The sequence below is a fragment of the Sphingomonas panacis genome (assembly GCF_001717955.1).
Lineage (GTDB): Bacteria > Pseudomonadota > Alphaproteobacteria > Sphingomonadales > Sphingomonadaceae > Sphingomonas > Sphingomonas panacis.
In genome coordinates this window covers 2901447-2922403 of record NZ_CP014168.1, presented here as the reverse complement: position 1 = coordinate 2922403, position 20957 = coordinate 2901447, and the positions used below count along the sequence as shown (strand labels likewise).

19 protein-coding genes, 1 tRNA gene and 1 riboswitch are annotated in these 20957 nt (G+C 66.1%); of the genes, 7 read left to right on the top strand and 13 right to left on the bottom strand.

Annotated elements, in window-relative coordinates; translation table 11 throughout:
- Positions 1-2: 2 nt before the first annotated feature.
- The gene (locus J0A91_RS13395) at positions 3-776 is read right to left on the bottom strand and encodes an ABC transporter ATP-binding protein (protein WP_069205331.1); all 774 of its coding nucleotides are present in this window, start codon (positions 774-776) and stop codon (positions 3-5) included.
- Positions 770-1717, bottom strand: coding sequence for a FecCD family ABC transporter permease (locus J0A91_RS13390; RefSeq protein ID WP_069207306.1), 948 nt, complete (start codon positions 1715-1717; stop codon positions 770-772). Before J0A91_RS13390 ends, J0A91_RS13395 begins: the two co-directional genes overlap by 7 nt.
- A 125-nt stretch (positions 1718-1842) precedes the next feature.
- On the opposite strand from J0A91_RS13390, the gene J0A91_RS13385 reads away from it, so the two are divergent.
- A complete protein-coding gene (locus tag J0A91_RS13385) occupies positions 1843-2658 on the top strand; it encodes an ABC transporter substrate-binding protein (protein WP_206364907.1) in 816 nt (271 codons plus the stop codon).
- A 14-nt stretch (positions 2659-2672) separates the two neighbouring features.
- Here the strand turns inward: J0A91_RS13385 and cobO are convergent, their stop codons facing one another.
- Together cobO and J0A91_RS13375 are read right to left on the bottom strand one after the other, a co-directional pair.
- Positions 2673-3281 carry a cob(I)yrinic acid a,c-diamide adenosyltransferase gene (cobO, locus tag J0A91_RS13380; protein WP_069205329.1) on the bottom strand — a complete coding sequence of 203 codons (609 nt, stop codon included), beginning with the start codon at positions 3279-3281 and terminating at the stop codon, positions 2673-2675.
- Complete coding sequence (locus tag J0A91_RS13375) at positions 3281-5188, bottom strand: TonB-dependent receptor plug domain-containing protein (RefSeq protein WP_069205328.1); 1908 nt, start codon at positions 5186-5188, stop codon at positions 3281-3283. The genes cobO and J0A91_RS13375 overlap by 1 nt, the downstream gene beginning before the upstream one ends.
- Before the next feature lie 224 nt (positions 5189-5412).
- A riboswitch (cobalamin riboswitch) is annotated at positions 5413-5637 on the bottom strand.
- Positions 5638-5756: 119 nt separating this feature from the next.
- Between J0A91_RS13375 and J0A91_RS13370 the strand changes: the two genes are divergently transcribed.
- On the top strand, positions 5757-5963 hold the full coding sequence (locus tag J0A91_RS13370; RefSeq protein ID WP_069205327.1) for a hypervirulence associated TUDOR domain-containing protein: 207 nt from the start codon (positions 5757-5759) through the stop codon (positions 5961-5963).
- 1 nt (position 5964) lies between these two features.
- Here the strand turns inward: J0A91_RS13370 and J0A91_RS13365 are convergent, their stop codons facing one another.
- The gene (locus tag J0A91_RS13365; RefSeq protein WP_069205326.1) at positions 5965-6927 is read right to left on the bottom strand and encodes a polysaccharide deacetylase family protein; all 963 of its coding nucleotides are present in this window, start codon (positions 6925-6927) and stop codon (positions 5965-5967) included.
- Between the two features lie 87 nt (positions 6928-7014).
- Between J0A91_RS13365 and J0A91_RS13360 the strand changes: the two genes are divergently transcribed.
- Positions 7015-7695 (top strand): arsenate-mycothiol transferase ArsC, encoded by a 681-nt coding sequence (locus J0A91_RS13360; protein ID WP_069205325.1) that lies wholly within the window; start codon positions 7015-7017, stop codon positions 7693-7695.
- Here the strand turns inward: J0A91_RS13360 and J0A91_RS13355 are convergent.
- From J0A91_RS13355 to J0A91_RS13320, 8 genes are all read right to left on the bottom strand, one after another.
- Positions 7692-8906 carry a carboxylate--amine ligase gene (locus tag J0A91_RS13355; RefSeq protein WP_069205324.1) on the bottom strand — a complete coding sequence of 405 codons (1215 nt, stop codon included), beginning with the start codon at positions 8904-8906 and terminating at the stop codon, positions 7692-7694. The two genes, J0A91_RS13360 and J0A91_RS13355, sit on opposite strands and share 4 nt — an antisense overlap.
- 75 nt (positions 8907-8981) lie before the next feature.
- Positions 8982-9058 (bottom strand) — tRNA-Pro (locus J0A91_RS13350).
- 72 nt (positions 9059-9130) lie between these two features.
- A complete protein-coding gene (locus tag J0A91_RS13345) occupies positions 9131-9382 on the bottom strand; it encodes a hypothetical protein (RefSeq protein ID WP_069205323.1) in 252 nt (83 codons plus the stop codon).
- Between the two features lie 73 nt (positions 9383-9455).
- Entirely contained in the window at positions 9456-9779 is a 324-nt protein-coding gene (locus J0A91_RS13340) for a YbaB/EbfC family nucleoid-associated protein (RefSeq protein WP_069205322.1), read from the bottom strand.
- Positions 9776-11425, bottom strand: coding sequence for a DNA polymerase III subunit gamma/tau (locus J0A91_RS13335; protein WP_069205321.1), 1650 nt, complete (start codon positions 11423-11425; stop codon positions 9776-9778). Before J0A91_RS13335 ends, J0A91_RS13340 begins: the two co-directional genes overlap by 4 nt.
- A 59-nt stretch (positions 11426-11484) precedes the next feature.
- Entirely contained in the window at positions 11485-12435 is a 951-nt protein-coding gene (locus J0A91_RS13330) for a ThuA domain-containing protein (protein ID WP_069205320.1), read from the bottom strand.
- A gap of 32 nt (positions 12436-12467) precedes the next feature.
- Positions 12468-13799 (bottom strand): MFS transporter, encoded by a 1332-nt coding sequence (locus tag J0A91_RS13325; protein ID WP_240502007.1) that lies wholly within the window; start codon positions 13797-13799, stop codon positions 12468-12470.
- 16 nt (positions 13800-13815) lie between these two features.
- Positions 13816-14532, bottom strand: a complete 717-nt coding sequence (locus J0A91_RS13320) for a hydroxypyruvate isomerase family protein (RefSeq protein WP_240502006.1) — start codon at positions 14530-14532, stop codon at positions 13816-13818.
- A 367-nt stretch (positions 14533-14899) separates the two neighbouring features.
- Between J0A91_RS13320 and J0A91_RS13315 the strand changes: the two genes are divergently transcribed.
- Genes J0A91_RS13315 through J0A91_RS13300 form a run of 4 tightly spaced genes read left to right on the top strand, consistent with a single transcriptional unit; the run spans position 14900 to position 20946 of the window.
- Positions 14900-17200, top strand: coding sequence for a TonB-dependent receptor (locus J0A91_RS13315; protein ID WP_150126915.1), 2301 nt, complete (start codon positions 14900-14902; stop codon positions 17198-17200).
- Between the two features lie 13 nt (positions 17201-17213).
- Positions 17214-17846 carry a gluconate 2-dehydrogenase subunit 3 family protein gene (locus J0A91_RS13310; RefSeq protein WP_069205317.1) on the top strand — a complete coding sequence of 211 codons (633 nt, stop codon included), beginning with the start codon at positions 17214-17216 and terminating at the stop codon, positions 17844-17846.
- 5 nt (positions 17847-17851) lie between these two features.
- On the top strand, positions 17852-19546 hold the full coding sequence (locus J0A91_RS13305) for a GMC oxidoreductase (protein ID WP_069207304.1): 1695 nt from the start codon (positions 17852-17854) through the stop codon (positions 19544-19546).
- Positions 19543-20946: an MFS transporter gene (locus tag J0A91_RS13300; protein WP_069205316.1), complete on the top strand. Its 1404-nt coding sequence runs from the start codon at positions 19543-19545 to the stop codon at positions 20944-20946. The genes J0A91_RS13305 and J0A91_RS13300 overlap by 4 nt, the downstream gene beginning before the upstream one ends.
- Positions 20947-20957: the final 11 nt, after the last annotated feature.

Here is a 20957-nt window from a genome sequence, read left to right as displayed (position 1 = left end):
CGTCAATACGCGCGCCCGGTAGGTACGATCGTCACGGTTTCGCCAAATCGCTCGATCGTCGCGGTGATGCCGTAGACCGCGCGCAGCCGCTCGGGCGTGAGCACGTCGAGGGGCACGCCATCGGCGACGATCGTGCCGGCATCCATCAACAACACGCGGTCGCAATAGCGCGCCGCCATCGTCAGATCGTGCAGCACCGTCACGACCAGCGCCCCGCCCCGTGCCTCGGCGCGGAGCAGGTCCATCACGTCGATCTGGTGCCCGGGATCGAGCGATGCAAGCGGCTCGTCGGCGAGCAGCCCCGGCGCCTCGACCGCGAGCGCGCGGGCGAGCAGGACACGCGCGCGTTCGCCGCCCGAAAGGTCTGTGGCGATCCGCTCGCGTAAATCCGCGACACCAGCCCGTTCCAGCGCCCGTTCAACTGCGGCGGCATCGGCATCGGAAAGGCGTGACATCGGCGCGAGGTGCGGCAGGCGACCTAGCGTGACGAGTCGTTCGACCGTGAGCGGCCAGTGCAACGTCTGCCCCTGCGGCAGATAGGCGAGCGTCCGCGCGGCCACGCCTCGCGCCATGCGCGCGAGCGGCACATCGTCCACGCATATGCTGCCCGTCGATGCGACCAGCCCGAGCGTTGCCCTCAGCAACGTCGATTTGCCCGCGCCATTGGGGCCAACGATCCCGACCACAGCGCCGGGCGCCAGCACCGCGTTTACGTCATGCACCACCGGTCGCCGCCCGAGCGACACCCCGACATCGCTCAGCGCGATCGTCACCATAGCCGTCGCTCGCGCATCAGATAGGCGAGGAACACCGGCACGCCGAGGAACGCGGTCACCACGCCGAGCTTGAGTTCGTTGGTCGAGGGGATCAGCCGCACGCCGATGTCCGCGAAGGTCAGCAGCACCGCGCCGGCCAGCGCCGAGGGCAGCAGGATCGCCGAGGGGCTTCGGTCGGTCAGCGGGCGCACCAGATGCGGTACGATCAGCCCGACGAACCCGATCGACCCCGACACCGCCACCGCGCCACCCACGCCGATCGCCACGCCGAGCAACAGCCGCAACCGGGTCGCGCGCAGATCGGTGCCGAGCGCGCGTGCGCCATCCTCGCCGAGCGTCAGCGCGTCGAGTGCGTGGCCGTCGAACAGCAGCAACGCCGCGCCCACCGCGATGCAGGGCAGCGCGATCCAGACATGCTGGAACGACCGGTTTTCCAGACTGCCGAGCAGCCACGTCATGATCTCCATCGCCGCGAACGGATTGGGCGACAGATTGAGCGCGAGACTGATCGCCGCCCCCGCCAGCGTCGACACCGCGATCCCGGCGAGAATCAGCGTGAGCGGGCTTTCCGACCGACCTGCCAGCGTGAACAGCAGCGCCAGCGACACGAGCGCCGCCGCGATCGCCAGTACCGGCAGCACGATCGGGTTCAGTTCGGCCAGTCCGAAATAGATTGCGCCGACCGCGCCGAGCGCTGCCGCGTTCGAAGCGCCCAGCACGGAGGGCTCGGCGAGCGGATTGCGCAAATATCCCTGCAACGCCGCTCCGGCCAGCCCGAGCATCGCCCCGACCGCGAGGCCCAGGATCGTGCGGGGAAGACGCAGCTCGATCACGATCGCGGTCGCGACCGGATCGCCCCGCCCGACCAGCGCCGCGAGGACGCGGGTCGGCGCGAGCGACACCGATCCCAGCGCGAGCGAGGCGACGCCCGCGGCGATCATCAGCGCGATCAGGCCGCCGATCAGTGCGGCGCGCCCACCGCGCGGGATGCCGGTTCTCACCGGAAGCTCCGTGGTGGGTGATCGCCTTGCTTGTCTCGCTGAAGCGTTCGCTTATGGGCGTCGCAATGATACGCCGCCTTCTGCCGATACTGCTCGCGCTCGGTGCGACGGCTGCCGCGCCGTCGCACGCGCCGCGCCGCATCGTCTCGCTCAACCTGTGCGCCGATCAATTGCTGGTCGATCTGGCCGATCGCGACCAGATCGCCGGGCTGACCCGCAACGCGACCGACGCGGAGATGTCCGCCGTCGCGGCGCGCGTGCGCGGGCTGCATATCCTCGGCCAGTCCGCCGAGGAGATCCTCGCGATCGACCCCGATCTGATCGTCGGAACGCCGCCCTTTCAGGGCGGGATGATGGCGGTGCTTGCGCCGCACCACTATCCCGTCGTCGATCTCGCATGGGCGAGCAGCTACGCCGATATCGTTGCGCAAATCCGTCAGGTTGCGCGCGCGGTCGGCCATCCGGAGCGCGGCGAAGCGCTGATTGCGCGGATGAACCGCGATCTCGCCGCGCTGCCCCGAGCGCCCGGCCACCCGGTCGGCGCCTATTACCAGCGGCGCGGGTACATGACCGGCACCGGCACGCTGGTCGACGACATGATGAATCGGGTCGGACTGACCAACCTTGCCGCCAAGCTCGGCAAACCCGCGCTGTCGCAGGTGTCTCTGGAGGAGATGATCGCCGCGAAACCGGACTATCTGATCGTTGAAACCGGGTCCGATCATGTCGTCGATCAGGGCACCGAGATGCTCCACCACCCGATCCTCGATCACATCCCGCGTTTGCGCCTCCCGCAAGCGTGGACGGTGTGCGGCGGCCCGGCCTATGTGCAGGCGGCGCAAAGTCTCGCGCGGCAGATCGCGGCAGCCCGCACGCGCTAACCCCCCGTGGAGAGTCAAAACTCCACCCCCGCCTGCGCCTTCACGCCTTGCTCGCGGAACGGATGCTTGACCAACGTCATCTCGGTAACGAGATCGGCCACGTCGACCAAAGGTTGCGGCGCGTTGCGCCCGGTGATGACGACGTGAGTCATCGCCGGCTTGGCGGCGAGCGCCGCCAGCACCTCGGCGAGCGGCAGATAGTCGTAGCGCAAGACGATGTTGAGTTCGTCCGCCACCACCATCGCATAGCTCGGATCGGCGATCATCCGCTTCACCTCGTCCCAGGCGGTGCGCGCGACAGCGATGTCGCGGGCGCGATCCTGTGTGTCCCAGGTGAAGCCTTCGCCCATCGGCTTGAATTCGACAAGCTCGGGAAAGCGGTCGAACACGGCTTTCTCCCCCGTCGCCATCGCGCCTTTGACGAACTGGACGACGCCGACCTTCTGCCCGTGCCCGATCGCGCGCACCACCATGCCGAGCGCGGCGGTGGTCTTGCCCTTGCCCGTGCCGGTATAGACGATGACGAGCCCCTTCTCGACCGTCTTGGCCGCGACGATCCGGTCGTGCGCGGCCTGGCGCTTGCGCATCTTGTCGGCGTGCTCCGCCTCTGTACGGTCGCGCATCAGATCCGCGCCTTGATGCCGCCGTAGCCGGCCCGGCCCGGGCTGCGGACCCCGACATTCTCGCGGTAATCGGTATCGAGCAGATTCTCGACTCGCCCGAACAGCGACAGCCCGCGCGCGAGCGTCACGTCGGCGCCGAAGTTGACGAGCGTGTAGGCCTTCAATGTCTCGGTCGCGAAGGTCGCGAAATTGCTGTCGCGCGAGTCGCCATTGTAGCGCATCGTCAGGTTCGCGCCGAAACGGTCGCTCTTCGCACGCCACGCGAGGTTGGCGCTGCCGATGTGCGACGGGCGGCGGGTCAGCACGACATCGGCTTCGTCATGCGCGTCGAGATAGGTGTAGCTGCCGTCGAACCGGAACCCCGCCGGCAGATCGAAATTGGCCGATACCTCGACACCCTGATGCGGCGACGATCCGGTCGCGTTGATGACAGTGTAGACGGGCGCGAACGTGCTGACGATCTTGTGGCGCAGCACCGCGTTGAAGTAGGTCACATCGATGCGACCATGCCCGGCAAGGAAGGACTGCTCGATGCCCGCCTCCCAGCCGGTCGATTCCTCGGGCTTCAGGTTGGGGTTGCCGACGAAGCCGCTGGTGGGCGAATAGCCGAACAGTTCGGAGAAGACCGGCGCCTTGACGCCCGTCCCGCCCGCCGCGTGGAGGCGCGTGCCGCTGTCGAGGCGGTAGCTGGCCTGAAGGTGCCACGTCGTTGTGTCGCGGAACCGCTCGTTGATATCGTGACGTACTGCCGCGCCGAGGCCGAGGCGCCCGCCGACGGTCAATTGATACTGGCCGACCAGCCCCCAATTGTCCGTGCTGTTGAACGGGTTACTGCCGGTGATAAACGCCGAGGTGCCGCGATATTCCTCATGCTCATAATCGACCGCGCCGGTGATGACGTGGCTGACCATATCGTCGCCGAGCTTGAGCGCGGAGACGAACGAGACCTTCTTGCGGCGCCCGGTGTCGCCGGTGGTTTCGGCGCCACTGTCATCGAAATAGTGGCGCTGCGAATCCTGCAATTGCGCGCTTAGATCGTTGCTCCAGCGTCCGTCTGCGGTGTCGTAGTGCGCGCCGACCAGCGCATAGACGGCGTCATTCAGATACATCCCGCCCGAGTCGATCGCATTGCCGGTGGCGACATAATCCTGATCGTTGAGATCGGCGTCGATGTGGGTGTAACGCACCACGCCCCGCAGCGCGAAGCCGCCCGAGCGATAGCCGAACTTGCCGTTGACGGCGCCGATCTTCGACCCGATCCGCCGATCGCCCTCCGGCGCGACGACATAGCCGCCGATCCCCGAATACGACCCGCCGACCGCATAATCGAAATCGCCGACCGTGCCGGCCCCGCGCGCCGCACCGTTGACGGTGTTGAACGATCCCGCCTCGATATTGCCGGCGAAGCCCGGCATCTCGCGTCCGGTCGCGGTGATATAGTTGATGACGCCGCCGATCGCGTCCGATCCGTAGAGCGCGCTCTGCTCACCGCGCAGCACTTCCACGCGCGCGCCGGGATCGGCGAGCAGCGAGGCGAAATCATATTCGCCGTAATAGGGATCGGCCGCCTCGATGCCGTCGATCAGCACGAGCGTATGGTTGCTCTCGGCGCCGCGAATCCGCACCTGCGTCATCCCGCCGACCGCGCCGGTGCGGTTGACCGAGACGCCGGGCACGTCGCGCAACACGTCCGACACGATCACCGTCTGGCGGTCGGCGAGATCCTGCGCCGACAGCACCGTCGCCGAAGACCCGAGCGTCGCGGTCGAGATGCCGCCGCTGGCGCGGGCTGCGGTGACGACGACCGTGTCGGTCACGCTGTCGGTGGTGGTATCGTCGGGCACGCTCTGCGCCAGCGCCGGCGTGGCGATCGTCAGCGCCAGCAACGAAATCACGGTGTTCTTCATAGTCTTACCCCCAGGCGTCGAGCGAAGGCACGGCTGGGGCGAGCCGTCCGCGCGCGCGAACGACCGATCGCATGTGCGCCAGGCGGACGCCGATCGGCGCCTGACACCACGCGACCCTTGCGGCCCCGGCCGCAGGGTCCGGGTTCGGCAAAGCAATGCTTCGCCGGAACCCGTTCGTCGCTCAGACGGAGGACCGTGCCACGGCCTGTTCCTGGACCTTGGCAAGAGCGACCACGACGCCGGCAGGTCTCCTGGCTCACGGGTCAGGGCTTGATGCACGCCTTCCCAGCGGATGTTGGCATCCGCCAGTGGCCGCCCGGACGGATCCGGGCCAGTGCATCGCGCTCGCCGCTTACAGTTGCAGGGACAGCTATGGATTTGGGCCGGGCGGCCCGCACCATATTCCCGTTTTCAGCCCCTCTCGGGGCACCGACGCGATCATGAGCGGATCGTCACCGACCCGCTCGATCGGGCGCTTAGGACAGATCGCCCATGCCGCCAACCCGAATCGATCGCGCGGAACCGAAGCGGCCCCTGCCCCGTCTTACCGACAGCAAGGAGCGGCGCGATGGCGATTCATCTGAAGAAGGGCGACAAGGTCTCGTGGAAGAGCCACGGCGGCACCGCGCACGGCACGGTGGTGAAGACGCAGACCTCCGAAACCGCGATCAAGGGCCACAAGGTCGCCGCCAGCAAGGAAGCGCCCCAGTTCATCGTCGAAACCGAGGAAGGCAAGCAGGCCGCGCACAAGCCCGAAGCGCTCAAGCGCGATTAGGTCAGGCGGCACGCTCGTACAATGCGGTGGCGATCGCCTGTTCCACCATCCGGCCCGCTGTTCGAACCCGGTTGGCCGCCAACAAGGGCTTCGCCGCTTTCGCCTTCGCCAGTACCGCGACCGGATCGAGATCGCGAAACCCAGCGCTGCGCAGGCCGGGATGTGCCGCGATCGCCTCGCACATCGCTCGGAAACGGCGCATCACCATCCGGTTGGGCCGCCTCCGGTCGCGCGAGAGCATCTCGAAACTGTGCGTCACGATCACGAACGGGTCGTCGCCCGTCGCGGCATGGCGCAGCGCCGCGCGCATCTCCCAGGCCGAGAGCGCGCAAATCTGCGCGGGACGAAAATGTCCCGGCCGATCGAGCAGCCCCGATACCGGCAGTTCGGCCACACCACCCACATCGACCGGCGCATGCGTCTTGCGGCTGATGCGGCAGCTATCGTCGGGGCAGCCGATGTTGACGCTGCTGTCCCACGTCATGCCGAGCGTCGCCAGCGCGGCGAGGGTGCGATCGTCCGCGCCGTAATTGCCCGCGCGAAACGCGGTCGGGCGCGGGGCGCCGGCGGCGGTGAGCAGGTCGCGGGCGAGCGTCAGCAGCGTGATCTGCTCGGCCAGTTCGAAATCGCCGATGTTCCGCCTTAGTCCACCGACCGGCGCGTGCGCTGCCCATTCGAGCCACTCGGTATGGATATGCAATTGCACCTCATGCCCGCGCGAAAGCATCGGCGCGATCATTGGCGCGAGGAAATCCGGGCCATGCGCGAGCGCCGGCATCGGATCGACGAAGAACACGCCCTTCAGCCCGGCGCGTTCCAGTTCGTCCATCTGCCAGCCGACGCCATACGCCGCATCGCCGACTCGCCCCGCGATCGACCGGTCGAGATTGTCGGCGAGGCTCGCGCCGTGCCGATGCAGGCGCGAGGACAATTCCGTGTCGATCGTGACGAGGACTTCGGCCATATGCTCGCCAGCGATGCCAACTCGGCGTTAACATCGCGTGTGCGTTTATCCGCTCCTTAACGCCTCGGCGCTATCCGCCTGCCTTGTATGGAGATGATCGACACGCGCTACGGCACGTTTCGCGGGCTGGTCCGGCTCGCGCTGACGCGGGCCGAACTCGCCCTTGGCGACGGGGGCGTGTCCTTGCCCGATCCGACCGCGATCCGCCGGCTGGTGTTCGTCTGCCACGGCAACATCTGCCGGAGCGCTTTCGCCGACGTGCTGGCGCGCAAACACGGCCTCAACACCGCCTCGTTCGGCCTGTCGACCGCCAACGACAAGCCCGCGCATCCCCCGGTCACGGCGGCGGCGGCGGCGATGGGGCATGATCTCGGCGCACACCGCTCGCTGCGCGTGCAGGATTACACCCCCGCCGAGGGCGATCTGCTGCTCGCGATGGAGACCCGCCATCTGCGCAAGCTCGCCGGCGACCCGGCGCTGGCGGCGATACCGCGCACGTTGCTCGGCCTCTACACGCGGCCGGCGACACCGCACCTGCACGATCCCTATGAACTCAGTGACGCCTATACACGCGCCTGCCTGAAGCGGATCGCCACCGCGATTCCCGTTCTTGCCGCCGCTTTTCCGGGTGCGGTGTCAGCGGCATTCTCGCCCCCATCTCCGTTCGTCCTGAGCGAAGTCGAAGGACGGGCCCGGAGCAAGGCGCCTGAGGCACGTGCTTCGACAGGCTCAGCACGAACGGATCAGACAGGGTCCGAGACCGCCTAACGCTTGAGCTTGGCGAGGATGCCGGTCACGTCGCGCAGCAGCGGCTTGGGATCAGCCCAGGACCATATGTAATAGCCGGTACGCGGGTTGAGGAACTCGGCGAGGTACGCCGCCGCCTCGCGCCATCGGCTGAACGGCGGACGCCCCGCGCCGGCGATATCGGGATCGCGCAGGATCTGAACGAGCCGCTTGGTGTCGGGGATGGCATAGCGCGCGCGGCGCGGGCGATAGGCGATCGTCGCGTCCGCGGGTTCACCCAGCACGGCGTGGCGATATTGCTCCCACGCGAAGCACGCGCCCGCCTGGCTGGCGAGCGGCAGGCTCCCCCAGAAGCGGCCGTTGATCTCCATCAGCCAATAGCGCCCGGTCGCGGCTTCGTGGCGATATTCGACCATCGCCGGCCCTTCCCAGCCGATCGCGGCGAGCAACGCCTCGGACTTCGCCATTTGCTCGCGGTGCAGATCGGCCGACACGGTGGCGCACAACGTCGAGACGCCGCCGCTCGCCGGATATTCGCGCACGCGGCGATGCTGGAAGCGCAATCGTGCGGCACCGTCCGCCATCATCAGCATCTGGCCGAAGCCATAGCCGCCGACCCAGCTCTGCACGAGCGGATACGCGCCCAGCGCTTCGTAGCGCGAGAGCCGGCGCAGGAGGTCGTCCGGCGTGCCAGCGTATTCCGCTTTCTCGAACGCAAGCCCCGCAGCATCGAGCCGGGCGAACATCGCCGGCGGGTCGCTCCATTTGAGCACAACCGGATAGGCGAGCGTCGTGGCACGCTCGGCGAGCGGCTCACCGATGCGCGGTTGCCAGCTCTCGGGCGTGCGGATGCCAACCGATCGCGCCGCCTCCAGCGTCTTGAGCTTGTCGAGCACGATGTCGAGCTTCGCCCTGCGCGGCGTCAGCACCCGGCATGCGCCGATCGTGTCGGGCAACGCGGCCAAGTCTAGCAAATCGCCCTCGCTGATCGAGATCAGCGCAGCGGCGGCGGTTTCTGCGATCAGATCGGGCAGCCATTCGGCCAACGCATGATGCTTGGGCCGCAGCACGAACCGCGTGCAATAGCGCGATGCGCCGCCCACCGAATAGGCGGACCGCCCGATTCCGATGACCGGCACCCCAAACCGTCCCAACTCCCGCACGACGGTCAGCCCGATCGCGGTATCCACCCCGAGAACGATCGCGGAGGGGAGAGGATGCGGGCGGTTCATCGCGATCGACCCTGCCGCCCGCTCGTAAGCTTGGCAAGCCGGTCCACGTACCGTCCAGACGTTGTATCGGAAAAATGGTCGGGGAGACAGGATTCGAACCTGCGACATCCTGCTCCCAAAGCAGGCGCGCTACCAGACTGCGCCACTCCCCGACGCGGGAGGCGCCCCTTTAGGCGAAGCGGTTCGCGAAGAGCAAGCGCTCATCGCGAACCGCCGCAGACTGTTTACGGCTGGGTGGCGCCGTCGGCAGTCTTGGCCGCCGAATCGCCGACCTTTTTAGCGCTGTCGCCGATATCCTTGGCCGCGCCGGACACGGCATCGGTGCGAATCGTGTCGTTCTTGCTCTTGTTCATCAGGAACATCGAGCCGATCACCAGCGCGAACGCCAGGACGATCGCGATCAGCCATGTCGCACCGCTGCCGCGTCGCTCGACGATCGTGGTATGCGGGGTGTCGGTCACACGGTCATCGCTCATCACTCGGCTCCTCGTCCTATGTGTTTACAAAACGAGGAGGCACGCGCGATTGTTCCCGAACAGGCCCTGTCGATCAGAACGGCAGCTTGAAACCCGGCGGCAGCGGGATACCGCTCGTCATCTTCGCCATCGCGGCGCCCGACGCGGCATCGGCCTTGGCGCGCGCATCGTTGAACGCGGCGATGACGAGATCTTCGAGCATCTGCTTCTCGCTCACGGCGAGCAGCGATTCATCGATATTCAGCCCGATGATCCGCCCCTTCGCCGAAGCCGTGACCGTGACGAGCCCTCCGCCGGCCGCGCCCTGCACTTCGATCGTGTCGAGGCCGGCCTGCGCCTTTTCGAGTTCGGCCTGGACGTTCTGCGCCATGGCCATGATGTCTTCGAGATTGTTCATGCTTCACTCCGTTGCAGGGCTATGATGCGATCGAGTTCGTCGGGCAGGAGTTCCGCACCGGGAAACGCTTCGAACGCGGCTTTGACCACTGGCATCGCCAGAATTTCGAGACGGCGCTTCTCCTTGTCGGCATCGTCCTGCTCGCGCAGCGTCGGCGCGCCCGGCACGTCGGCGGTCGTCACCTTCCAGACCTTGCCGGTCAACCGCTTCAACTCGACGTTCAGATCACGCACCAGATCGGCGGAAATGGGCCGCGCCGAGCTGAGCACAACCTCGGGCGCGGCGAAATGGACGACACTGGCGCTGAAATAGACTTTCGAGGCGAGCGCCTGCTCGCCATTGTCGTCGAGATACGTCCTCAGCGCGGCGATCGTGTCCGGCAACGCGGCCTCGGCGGCCGGGGCGAGCGTCGGTGCGGCGGCGGGCGCGGCCGGTGCCGCCATCGAGACGCGGCCCTCCGCCAGCATCTTCGCGAGCTCGCCCGGATCGGGCAGCGTCGATGCGTGGACGAGCCGCAGCAGCGCCATCTCGCACGCCTCGATCGGCAGCGCGGCGCGGCCGACTTCCTCATGCGCCTTGAGCAGCAATTGCCAGAGCCGGTGCAGCGCCGCGAACGACAGCCCGCTCGCCCAGCCGGCGAGCGCGTCGCGCTCCTCGACCGATTGACCGGCGTCGATGCCGGCACCGAGCTTGACGAGAGTCGCGCCGTGAACCGTCTCCAGCAGCCCGCGCAACACGCTCAGCGGATCGACGCCGAAATCATATTGCCGCCGTAGCGATGCCAGTGCCCCTGCCCCATCACCAGCGAGCAGCAGCGCGAACAGATCACGCGTCGCGCCACGATCGGACAGGCCGAGCATGTCGCGCACAGCGTCCGCCCGCACGCCGCCGCCTTCTTGCCCCGCATGCGCGATCGCCTGATCGAGAATCGAAAGTCCGTCGCGGGCCGATCCTTCGGCCGCACGCGCGATCAGCCCAAGCGCTTCGGGTTCGGCCTCGACACCTTCGGCCCGCGACACAAAAGCGAAGTGCTCGGCGAGCTTCTCGGCGGGGATTCGGCGCAGATCGAACCGCTGGCAGCGCGACAGCACCGTCACCGGCACCTTGTTGACCTCGGTGGTCGCGAACAGGAACTTCACATGCGCCGGCGGCTCCTCGAGCGTCTTCAACAGCGCGTTGAAGGCGTTCTTCGAGAGCATATGGACTTCGTCGACGATGTAGATCTTGAACCGCGCCGACACCGCCGCATAGCGCGCCGCATCGATGATCTCGCGGACGTCGTCGACGCCGGTGTGGCTGGCGGCGTCCATTTCGATCACGTCGATATGGCGCCCCTCGGCGATTGCGCGGCACGGTTCGCATACACCGCACGGGTCGATGGTCGGGCCGCCCTGCCCGTCCGGGCCGATGCAGTTGAGCGCCTTGGCGATCAGCCGCGCGGTCGAGGTCTTGCCGACCCCGCGCACGCCGGTCATCAGAAACGCATGCGCGAGCCGATCGCGTTTGATCGCATTGCCGAGCGTCTGCACCATCGCATCCTGGCCGATCAGCTCGGCAAAGGTCTGCGGCCGGTATTTCCGCGCGAGAACGCGGTACGCCTCGGCTTTGGGCTGCGGAGGTTCACCAAGATCGAAGGAGTCGGACATGGCGGCTATGTAGGCATGGCGATGTGCGTTGTCGAAGCTTTGGTGTCCTCCGTGTCACCTCACTTGGTCGGATACTCCTTCGCCTCTTCGAGCACCGGCAGAGTCACCTCGCCGGTCGCCGCCCATTCGGTGCCGCGCAGCAGCAACGTCTGGAGCGGCTGGAAGTGGAGTGAGACCTCGTCATGCCCCAGCGTGATCGAGAAGACGCGGCCCTTGCCGTAATCCTGAGTCCACACCTGCGGGTGATCGGCGTCCATCCCCTTCATCGCCTTGAGCTTCTCGGGCGTATAGGCGGCAATCGGATATTTCGGCCCGGTCAGCTTGGGATCATAGCTCGCCGAGCTGTCGCGCGCGGTGGCGAGGACGTGGAGCTTGGCGCCGGGCGCGAAGCTCATGTTGGTGTACATGTCGTCGTTGTACGTCCAGATATACTCGCGCATCCCCGCCGTGATCGGGTTGTCGCGATCGACGATATGGATCGGGAACGCACCCGGCGGCGAACGGCGGCTGCCGTGGATCGGGTCCATCACCCCGCCGACCAGCGCCTTATACTCGGGCCAGTTATACCCCCAGGTGAACGACGAATGGTAGGCGACCAACCCGCCGCCCTGCTTCACATAATCGAACAGCGCCTTTTCGGCTTCAGGCGACCAGCGGTGTTCCTTCTGGTCATCATACACCCAGCGGCTCGAATAGTTGAGCAGCACCACGTCATAGCCTTTCAGCATCGCGAGATTGCCCTGGTCGAAATCCTCGGTGACGCGGACGTCGAAGCGGCCGGTGTCCTGCATCATCGTGCGCAGCATGTTGTCGATGCCGGTCCAGTCATGCTCGTAGCTGTTCTGGCCGCTGATGATGAGGACACGAATGCGCTTTTCGGTCGGGTCGGCCGGGATGGCGACGCGCTGAACGGTCTCGGGCGGGCGGTAACTGGGGTGGACGATCACCTGCGCGCCAGCGGGCACGACACCAAAAGCCAGCAAGGCAGCCGTCATCATTCGGTACTTCATGCCGTCTCTCCCGTTTTATATCGGTTCAACACTCAGGCGGTAAGCGGTGCGCGCTCGCGGTCTTTCGCGGTGGCCGCGTTCATCGGCCAGAACAGGATCACCACCGCCTGAAGCATGAGCAGCACGATCGGCCAGCCGTAATAGGACCAGCGAATCGTCGCGCGCGCACCATCGCTGACATGGTCGGGCGTGAAGGCGGCGAAGGCGAGCGCATAGGCGATCGCGGCGGTGCCCATCGCCATGCCGATCTTGGTGGCGAGGCTGATGCCGGAGGACAGCAGCCCTTCATTGCGCACTCCAAAGCGCGCCTCGTGGTAATCGACCGCCTCCGCCGCCATCGCGAAGATGCCGGTGATCGTCATCGAGGTCGCGATCGACGCGGCGAAATAGAGCGACAGGAACGCCACCGGGTTCGCCTCGGTGAAGGGCAGCGCCGCGAACAGCGCGATCGACAGCACCAGCGCGCCGAAACAGCCCGTGCGGATGCCCGTCCGCGACAGGATCGGCGGCGCGAGGAACGCCGAGAGCAGCAGCAGCCCCGAGATCGCCGGCAGCATCACCGAGATCATCCACGGCCGCCCGAGCACATGGATCGCGAAGAACGCCGTCACCGAGATCATCGCGCCGAAGCGCACGAAATAGAGCAAGGCGAACAGGAAGCAGACCCACCACGCCCGGTTGCGCAGCATCTCGCCGATGCCGGTGAAAACCGGCATGCCGACCGGCGCGGCATCGTGGAAACGCTCGCGGCAATTGCGGAACAACGCGGTGAGCGCGACCAGCGACAGCGCGGCGAACAGCACCGCGACGAGCAGGAACCCGCGCCGTTCGTCGCCGCCGCCGAACAGCCCGACCAGCGGCATCGTCGCCGCCGTGCCGAGAATCACCGACACCGACGTGCCGATCGATCGCATACTGCCGAGCTTCAGACGTTCGTCAGTCGCCTCGGTCATCATCGGCATCAGCGCGGTATAGGGGATCGAGCCGAACGACATCAGCACGCCGAGCAGGTTGAAGGTGACGAACGCCCAGACGAGCTGCGCATCGACACCCCAGTCCGGCACCAGGAAGATCGCGAGGAAGATCCCGCAGTAGGGCAATGCGGTGAACAGGAAGTACGGGCGTGTCCGCCCCCAGCGCGTGCGCGTGCGATCGACCAGGATGCCGACGCCAATGTCGATGACCGCATCGAGCAGCCGCGCGGTGAGGAACAACGTCCCCACCGCCGCGGCCGGTAGCTTGAGCACGACGGTGTAATAATACAGCAGAAACGCACTGACCATATTATAGGCCAGGCTGTACCCGAAGTCGCCGAACCCGTAGCTGAGCTTCTCGACGAAGCCCAGCTTCGGCGCCCCCCTCACCGCCGCCCGCATCGCGTCAGCCCTCCAGCGTCGCGCGCGTCCGTTCGAGCGATTCGAGCGCAGGCGCGGTCGGTTTGTATTCGAGCCCGTAGGCGCCGGTATAGCCAAGCTCGTCGAGCGCCTTGAGCGTCGCGGGCCAATCGATCGTACCCGTGCCGGGCTCGTGGCGGCCGGGCGTGTCGGCGAGTTGGACGTGCGCGACGAGATGCACGCGGCCGTTCAACACATCGGCCATGTCCTCGCCCATCACCACCGAATGGTACACGTCGTAGAGCAGCCGCAGATTAGGGCTGTCGACCGCTTCGATGATATCGAGCGCGAGCTTTGTGCTGACGAGGAACATGCCGGGATGCTCGACGCGATCGTTGAGCGGCTCGAGCACGAGCAGGATGCCGGCCTCTTCGGCAAGTGCGGCGGCTTGCTTGAGCGCGTCGATCGCGGCGGCGACATGCTCCTGCTGGCTCACGCCCTCCCGCGTGAAGCCCGAGGCGACGACGAGCGGCGGCGAGCCGAGCGTCTTGGCGGTGACGAGGCTCTCGCGCACCGCTTGCAGGAATTCGCCGTGCTGGGCGGGATCGACGATGCTGCGGCGGGGTTCGACGACGATGCCGGTCAGCTTCACGCCGGTTTCGGCCAGCGATTCGGCGATCGCGTCGACATCCTTGTCGCGCCACAGATGGAATTCGACCGTGTCATAGCCCGCCGCGCGCGCCGCGCGGATACGATCGGGCATGGCCGGATGTTCTTCCGCGAAAATCCACTCGACACACGGTGACAATTTCGGGGAAACCTGCATGTTCATTCAACCTCTCCATTGGCGCTTTGGCGCTGAACACGCTTGTGTGTCCGCGCCTGGCCGATCTCGTTCGATCCGCCCACGCCGTGCTTTCATTTATAATTAGAACTTCAATTCTTTATGTCGAGCGTAAAATACGTTCGCATACGCACAAGATTGTTGCGCCGCAGCAGTATCGGCGCATCTGCGCGTTTTTGATCCAGGTCATTGCGCCCCTGCTTGACACCATCGCGAATCAGATATTATTGGAACCATTATTTTATTTCGAATGACGACAGTCATCGTTGTGGGGAGGATGGTTCACATGCGCTACAACTCGATTCGGGTTCTGATGGCTGGAGCAAGCCTGCTGGCGAGCAGCGCCGCGATGGCCCAGCAAGCACCGGCCACCGCGCCGGGCGACGACACGATCCCGGACATCATCGTCACCGCGCAGAACCGCGCCGAGAGTGTGCAGGACGTGCCGATCGCGATCTCGGTGATCAGCGGCGACACGCTGAAGGCGCAGGGCGTGACCGATTTCACCTCGGTCGCCAAAGTCTCGCCTGCGCTTCAGGTGACGAGCGACACCACCAACACGCGCGTCAGCGTGCGCGGCATCGGTACGCTCAGCAACAACGAGGCGCAGGACCAGTCGGTCGCGGTCAATATCGATGGCGAGTATATCAACCGCCCGACCATCCTGAACGCGGCGATCTTCGATCTCGAACGCGTCGAGGTGCTGCGCGGCCCGCAGGGCACATTGTATGGCCGCAACTCGACCGCCGGCGCGGTCAATTTCATCACGCGCAAGCCTGGCGACGAATTCCGCGTCAACGGATCGGTCAGCTATGGCAATTATAATGCGGTGATCGCCGAGGGCGGCGTCGACGTTCCGCTCGGCGACGTCGGTGCGTTCCGCGTGGCGGGCACCTATTCCTACCACGACGGCTATGTTTACAGCCCGAACACGCCAATCTCGCTTCCGCAGTTCAAAGCGGACGACGGCGGGCATCGCAGCGGCAATGACAACACCTGGGGCGTGCGCGGCTCGCTGCGGCTCGAACCGCTTGCGGGTCTCGAGATTAACGCCTCGGTCGAACACGACGAGATGCACATCATCCCGGCGGTGCAGGCGTATCAGGATCTCAACGCCGCTGGCGGCTGCTCGGCGAGCGGCTTCGTCGAGGTCGGGCCAATCACGCCGGGCGTGCAGTGCATTCCGCAGAACACCAACTTCCTCAGCAAGGTCGATCGCGGCAATTACAATATGCCGCTGACCGGCGTCGGCAAGTTCGACCAGATCTCGACTGCGGTACGCGGCCGCATCGCCTATAATTTCGGCCCGGCGACGCTGACCTATACCGGCGGCTATCGCGAAACCTCGAACACCGGGTTCAACTCGCTCTCCCCCGCGTATGCCTTTTCCAATTTCGGCGCATCGGTGAAGACGCAAAGCCACGAACTGCGGCTGAACGGCGAGGAAGGCCGCTTCAAATGGCAGTTCGGCGGGTTCTTCTTCAAGGAATTGCTGGACACCAACGGCGGCTTGTACAGCCCGTTCATCGGCCCAAAGGGTTCGTACATCACCTATCCGGTCCATCCTACCGACACCCAGAGCTGGTCGGCATTCGGGCAGGCGGAATATGGCCTCACCGACCAAATCACCGCGGTTGGCGGTTTGCGCTATACCAAGGACCGGCGCAGCGCGAACTTCTCCAACTACGGCTTCTCGTTCAATTCGGGCTATGTCGATCTGACCAAAACCTCGGCGGTGCCGACGCCAGTCCCGCTCTATTATTCGGGCGACAAGATCACCTGGCTCGGCGGGCTGAACTACAAGCCCAACAACGATACGCTGATCTACGCCAAAGTTTCGACCGGCTACAAGGCGGGCGGCTTCGACGCCACCGGGGCGAACTTCCGGCCCGAGAACAACACCGCGTATGAAGGTGGCCTAAAGCTCAATTACGGGCCTGGGCATCACAACATCTTCAACATTTCAGGCTTCTACTACGATTATAAGGACTTGCAGAACGACGTCCTGCTCAACAATGTTACGGGTGCGCAGACGCTCAATTCGGGCGCCGCGACGATATACGGCGTCGAGGCCGAATCGACGATCCGGCTGTCGCCGCGCGATACCTTCACTGCGTCGTTCAACTATCTGCACGCGCGCTACGACAACTTCATCGCGTCTTACGTCGTGCTCGACTCGGCGAACCCGAACCTGACCTCTCTCTCGACGGCCGAGAACCCCAACCTGAAGGGCAACCGGCTGCCGCAAGCACCGACGTTTGTGATCGGTGTCGGTTACGATCACGTCTTCGATCTCGGTTCGTCGGGCAAGCTCACGGCGCGCGCCTACTCGCGGTTCAAGAGCGATTACTATCTCGACTTCTACAATTACCGCGACTCGCAGCAGAAGGCCTATACCCAGACCGACCTGAGCCTGGAGTACAGGCCGGAGAACGGGAAATTCGGGGTGCAGGTGTTTGCCCGCAACCTCGAGAACATCCGGCCGCTGGTGTATGCCTCCTACGTTGCGGCCGGGACCGACGATATCATCAACTGGCAGTTCAGTGCGCCGCGCACCTACGGCGCGCGGGTGTCGATCGACTTCTGATCGATCAGGAGACATGACCGTGAGTGAGGCAAAGCAGTGGAACCGGCGTGAGCTGATCGGCGGCATTGCCTTGCTCGCGGCGGCGATCGGCGTGCCGGCGGCAGTGGTGTCGCTCTCGGCCTTATCGGCAGACGACGCACCGACCGACCGGCAGCGCGCGATCATCACCGCCGCCAGCCAGCACGTCATCCCGCGCACCGCGACGCCGGGCGCGGGCGACGTGGGGGTCGGCGATTTCGTGATCCTCGCGCTGGCGCACGGCCTGGACGGCACCCGCGCGCCGAGCGGAGCGGCGGGCATGCCACAGCTCGCACGCTTCCAGCGCCCGGACGGATCGCTCCGCTTCCTTGACTGGCTAGAGGATGCGCTCGACGCGCGCGGACGCAGCGACTGGCTGGCGCGCAAACCCGCCGAACAAAGCGCCGCGCTCGCCCGGCTCGATGCCGAGGCGTTCGCGCAAGGCGCCGACAAACACCCGTGGCGCGCGCTCAAGGCGCTGATCCTCACTGGCTATTACACATCGCAAGCGGGTGGGTCGCGGGAGCTACGCTACGTGCTCGATCCCGGCCGCTTCGATCCCGACCTACCGCTTGCCCCGCATACCCCCGCCTTTTCCAGCGACTGGAGCGCGGTCGATTTCGGATGACCCAGATGAACACTCCTGAATTCGACGCGATCGTGGTCGGCTCCGGCATCACCGGCGGCTGGGCGGCCAAGGAACTGACCGAGGCGGGCCTACGCGTGCTGATGATCGAGCGCGGGCGCAAGATCGAGCATCAGGTCGATTATGAAACCGAGACCAAGGCGCCGTGGGACATGCCGTTCCGGGGCCTCGGCGACGCGGAACTCTACCGCGAGGAATATCCGGTGCAGGCGCTCAACCGGCATTTCACCGAATTCACGCAGGGGCATTTCGTAAATGATGGCGAGAACCCCTATTCCACCGCGCCGGGCAGCGATTTCACCTGGTTCCGCAGCTATCAGCTCGGCGGACGCTCACTCACATGGGGGCGGCAATCGTACCGTTGGTCGGACTATGATTTCGGCGCGAACAAGCGCGACGGCCACGGCACCGACTGGCCGATCCGCTACGCCGATCTGGCACCGTGGTACGACAAGGTCGAGGAGTTCATCGGCGTATCGGGCGCGGCCGAGGGGCTGAAACAATTACCCGACGGCAAGTTCCAGCCGCCGATGGCGCTCAATGCGGTCGAGCAGCATGTGCGCGGCGTGCTGGCCGAACGCTATCCGGGCCGCGTGCTGACGATCGGCCGCACCGCCAATCTGACCGAGGCCAAGCCCGATCAGGGGCGCGGCGCCTGCCATTCGCGCAGCATCTGCGCGCGCGGGTGCTCCTATGGCGCGTATTTCTCGACGCAATCGAGCACCCTGCCCGCCGCGAAGAAAACCGGGCGGCTCACGCTCATCACCGACGCGATCGTCGAGAAGATCGAATACGATCCGGCAACCCAGCGCGTCACCGGCGTGCGCTGGTTCGACACCATCGACAACACGCGCAAGCAAGCGACCGCGCGAATCGTGTTCCTCAACGCAGGATCGTTCAACTCGAACCATCTGCTGCTCAACTCGACCAGCGAGGCGATGCCGCACGGACTCGCCAATGGCAGCGGCGTGCTCGGCACGCACATCATGGACCATGCCAACACATTATCGGCGGCGGCGCTGATGCCGGGGTTCGAAGGCCACACCAGCTTCGGAAACCGCCCGACCGGTGTGATCGTACCGCGCTACCGCAACATGGATGTGATGGACGGCATTGGCCACACGCGCGGCTTCTCGTTCCAGGGGGGCGCGCTGCAAAGCACGTGGACTCGCGCCAAGCGCGAAGCCGGCATCGGCGAAGACTATAAAGCTCGGATGCGCGACGTCGGGCCGTGGCGGATGGTGCTGGTCGGCTTCGCCGATTGCGTGCCGCGCGCGACCAACCGGCTGACTCTCGATCGCGTCAAGACCGACGCGCACGGCATCCCGCAGCTCAACGTCGCCTTCGCGTTCGGCAAGGAAGAACTCGCGGCGCTGGCGCAGGCCAAGGCCGAAGCGTCCGAGATGCTCACCGCCGCGGGCGGTCAGGTGCTGATGGGCTTCGACCGCCCCGGCCCTGGCGGCACCGCGATTCACGAGATGGGCGGCGCGCGGATGGGTTGGGACCCGGCGACCTCGGTGCTCAACCGCTGGAGTCAGGCGCATCAGATCGCCAACCTGTTCGTCACCGATGGCGCGCAGATGAGCAGCTCGGCGTGTCAGAACCCGTCGCTCACCTATATGGCGCTCACCGCGCGCGCGGCCGATGCGGCGGTGACGATGCTGAAAGAAGGAAAGATTTGAGCGCGATCGACCCCGCGGCGATGACGCCGCGGCAGAAGAGCCTCGCGTTCTTCACGCTCGTGATCGGGTTGGTGCTCGAAATCGTCGATCTGACGATCGTCAACACCGCGCTCCCCGCGATTCAGCGCGATTTCGGCGGCGATGGCGCGGCGGCGCAATGGATCGTGGCGGGCTATGCGCTCGCTTTCTCGGTGCTGCTGATCCTCGGCGGGCGCTTGGGTGACCTGTTCGGCGGGCGGGCGATGTTCCTGCTCGGCGTCGCCGGCTTCACCCTCGCCTCGCTCGCGTGCGGCGCGGCGGGAAGCGCGGACGCGCTGATCGCCGCGCGGGTGGCGCAGGGGGCGGCGGGCGCGATCATGGCGCCGCAGGTGCTGACGATGATCCAGCTGCTGTACACGCCGGTCGAGCGGATTTCGCGGCTCGCATGGTTCGGGGTGATCGGCGGGCTCGCCGCGATCTCGGGGCCGATCCTTGGCGGGGTATTGATCGCGGCGAACATCGGCGGACTGGGCTGGCGCACCGTGTTCCTCATCAACGGGCCGGTCGGCGTGCTCGCGCTTGTCGCCGGCTGGTGGCTGCTGCCGCGCCACCGTGCGGAGCATCGCGTGCGAATCGACCTGATCGGCACGGCGCTGTTCGGCGTGGCGCTGGCGGCTTTGTTCTTTCCGCTCGTCCAAAGCGAACACGCCGCCTTCGGCGCGAGGAGCGCGCTGCTGCTGCTCGGCGGCTTGGCTCTGCTCGTCTTCATGTGGCGGCTGCTCAAGCGGCGCGCGGCGCGCGGCGCGCCGGTGGTGTTCGATCCGGCGCTGCTGTCGAACGCGGTGTTTCGAGGGGGCCTCGGCATCGCATTGGCCTTTTCCGCCGCCAACACCGGCTTTCTGTTCCTGTTCGCCTATACGCTCCAGAAACTGTCGGGGTTCACGCCGCTTCAGGCCGGATTGATCCACGTGCCGTTCAGCGCGGGCGTGATGTTCGGTATGGCGGTGCTCGGGCGCACCTACGCACGACGCGCGGGCAAGTGGCTGATCGTCGGCGGCGCGGGCCTGCTTGCGCTGTTCTACGGCGGCACGCTCGGCTGGATCGCAAGCGCTACGCACGGCCTCTGGACGCTGTTGCCGCTGGTGCTCGTCGCGGGCGTCGGCATGGGCATGGTGTCGGCACCGATCGCGCCGATCGCTGTGTCGCGAGTCGAGCGTGGCCATGCCGGCGCGGCGAGCGGCATCCTCAAGACGGTGCAGCAGATCGGCGGCGCGTTCGGCGTGGCCCTGGTCGGCGGCGCGTTCTTCGCGATCGGTGGCGAGCGAAGTCTGGTCGGCTCGATTGTGGTGATCGAAGTGCTGTTGCTGGCCTGCGCGCTGTGCGCGGCGACCCTGCCGCGCGCGATCTTCGAACCTGCCTGATCGCACCTTCG

Coding starts and splice junctions, on each gene's coding strand:
- J0A91_RS13310 (WP_069205317.1), top strand. CDS start 17,214: ATGACCGTGAGTGAGGCAAAGCAGTGGAACCGGCGTGAGCTGATCGGC.
- J0A91_RS13340 (WP_069205322.1), bottom strand. CDS start 9,779: ATGAACAATCTCGAAGACATCATGGCCATGGCGCAGAACGTCCAGGCC.
- cobO (WP_069205329.1), bottom strand. CDS start 3,281: ATGCGCGACCGTACAGAGGCGGAGCACGCCGACAAGATGCGCAAGCGC.
- J0A91_RS13330 (WP_069205320.1), bottom strand. CDS start 12,435: ATGAAGTACCGAATGATGACGGCTGCCTTGCTGGCTTTTGGTGTCGTG.
- J0A91_RS13345 (WP_069205323.1), bottom strand. CDS start 9,382: ATGAGCGATGACCGTGTGACCGACACCCCGCATACCACGATCGTCGAG.
- J0A91_RS13370 (WP_069205327.1), top strand. CDS start 5,757: ATGGCGATTCATCTGAAGAAGGGCGACAAGGTCTCGTGGAAGAGCCAC.
- J0A91_RS13375 (WP_069205328.1), bottom strand. CDS start 5,188: ATGAAGAACACCGTGATTTCGTTGCTGGCGCTGACGATCGCCACGCCG.
- J0A91_RS13320 (WP_240502006.1), bottom strand. CDS start 14,532: ATGCCCGATCGTATCCGCGCGGCGCGCGCGGCGGGCTATGACACGGTC.
- J0A91_RS13355 (WP_069205324.1), bottom strand. CDS start 8,906: ATGAACCGCCCGCATCCTCTCCCCTCCGCGATCGTTCTCGGGGTGGAT.
- J0A91_RS13315 (WP_150126915.1), top strand. CDS start 14,900: ATGCGCTACAACTCGATTCGGGTTCTGATGGCTGGAGCAAGCCTGCTG.
- J0A91_RS13360 (WP_069205325.1), top strand. CDS start 7,015: ATGGAGATGATCGACACGCGCTACGGCACGTTTCGCGGGCTGGTCCGG.
- J0A91_RS13385 (WP_206364907.1), top strand. CDS start 1,843: ATGATACGCCGCCTTCTGCCGATACTGCTCGCGCTCGGTGCGACGGCT.
- J0A91_RS13395 (WP_069205331.1), bottom strand. CDS start 776: ATGGTGACGATCGCGCTGAGCGATGTCGGGGTGTCGCTCGGGCGGCGA.
- J0A91_RS13390 (WP_069207306.1), bottom strand. CDS start 1,717: ATGATCGCCGCGGGCGTCGCCTCGCTCGCGCTGGGATCGGTGTCGCTC.
- J0A91_RS13365 (WP_069205326.1), bottom strand. CDS start 6,927: ATGGCCGAAGTCCTCGTCACGATCGACACGGAATTGTCCTCGCGCCTG.
- J0A91_RS13335 (WP_069205321.1), bottom strand. CDS start 11,425: ATGTCCGACTCCTTCGATCTTGGTGAACCTCCGCAGCCCAAAGCCGAG.
- J0A91_RS13305 (WP_069207304.1), top strand. CDS start 17,852: ATGAACACTCCTGAATTCGACGCGATCGTGGTCGGCTCCGGCATCACC.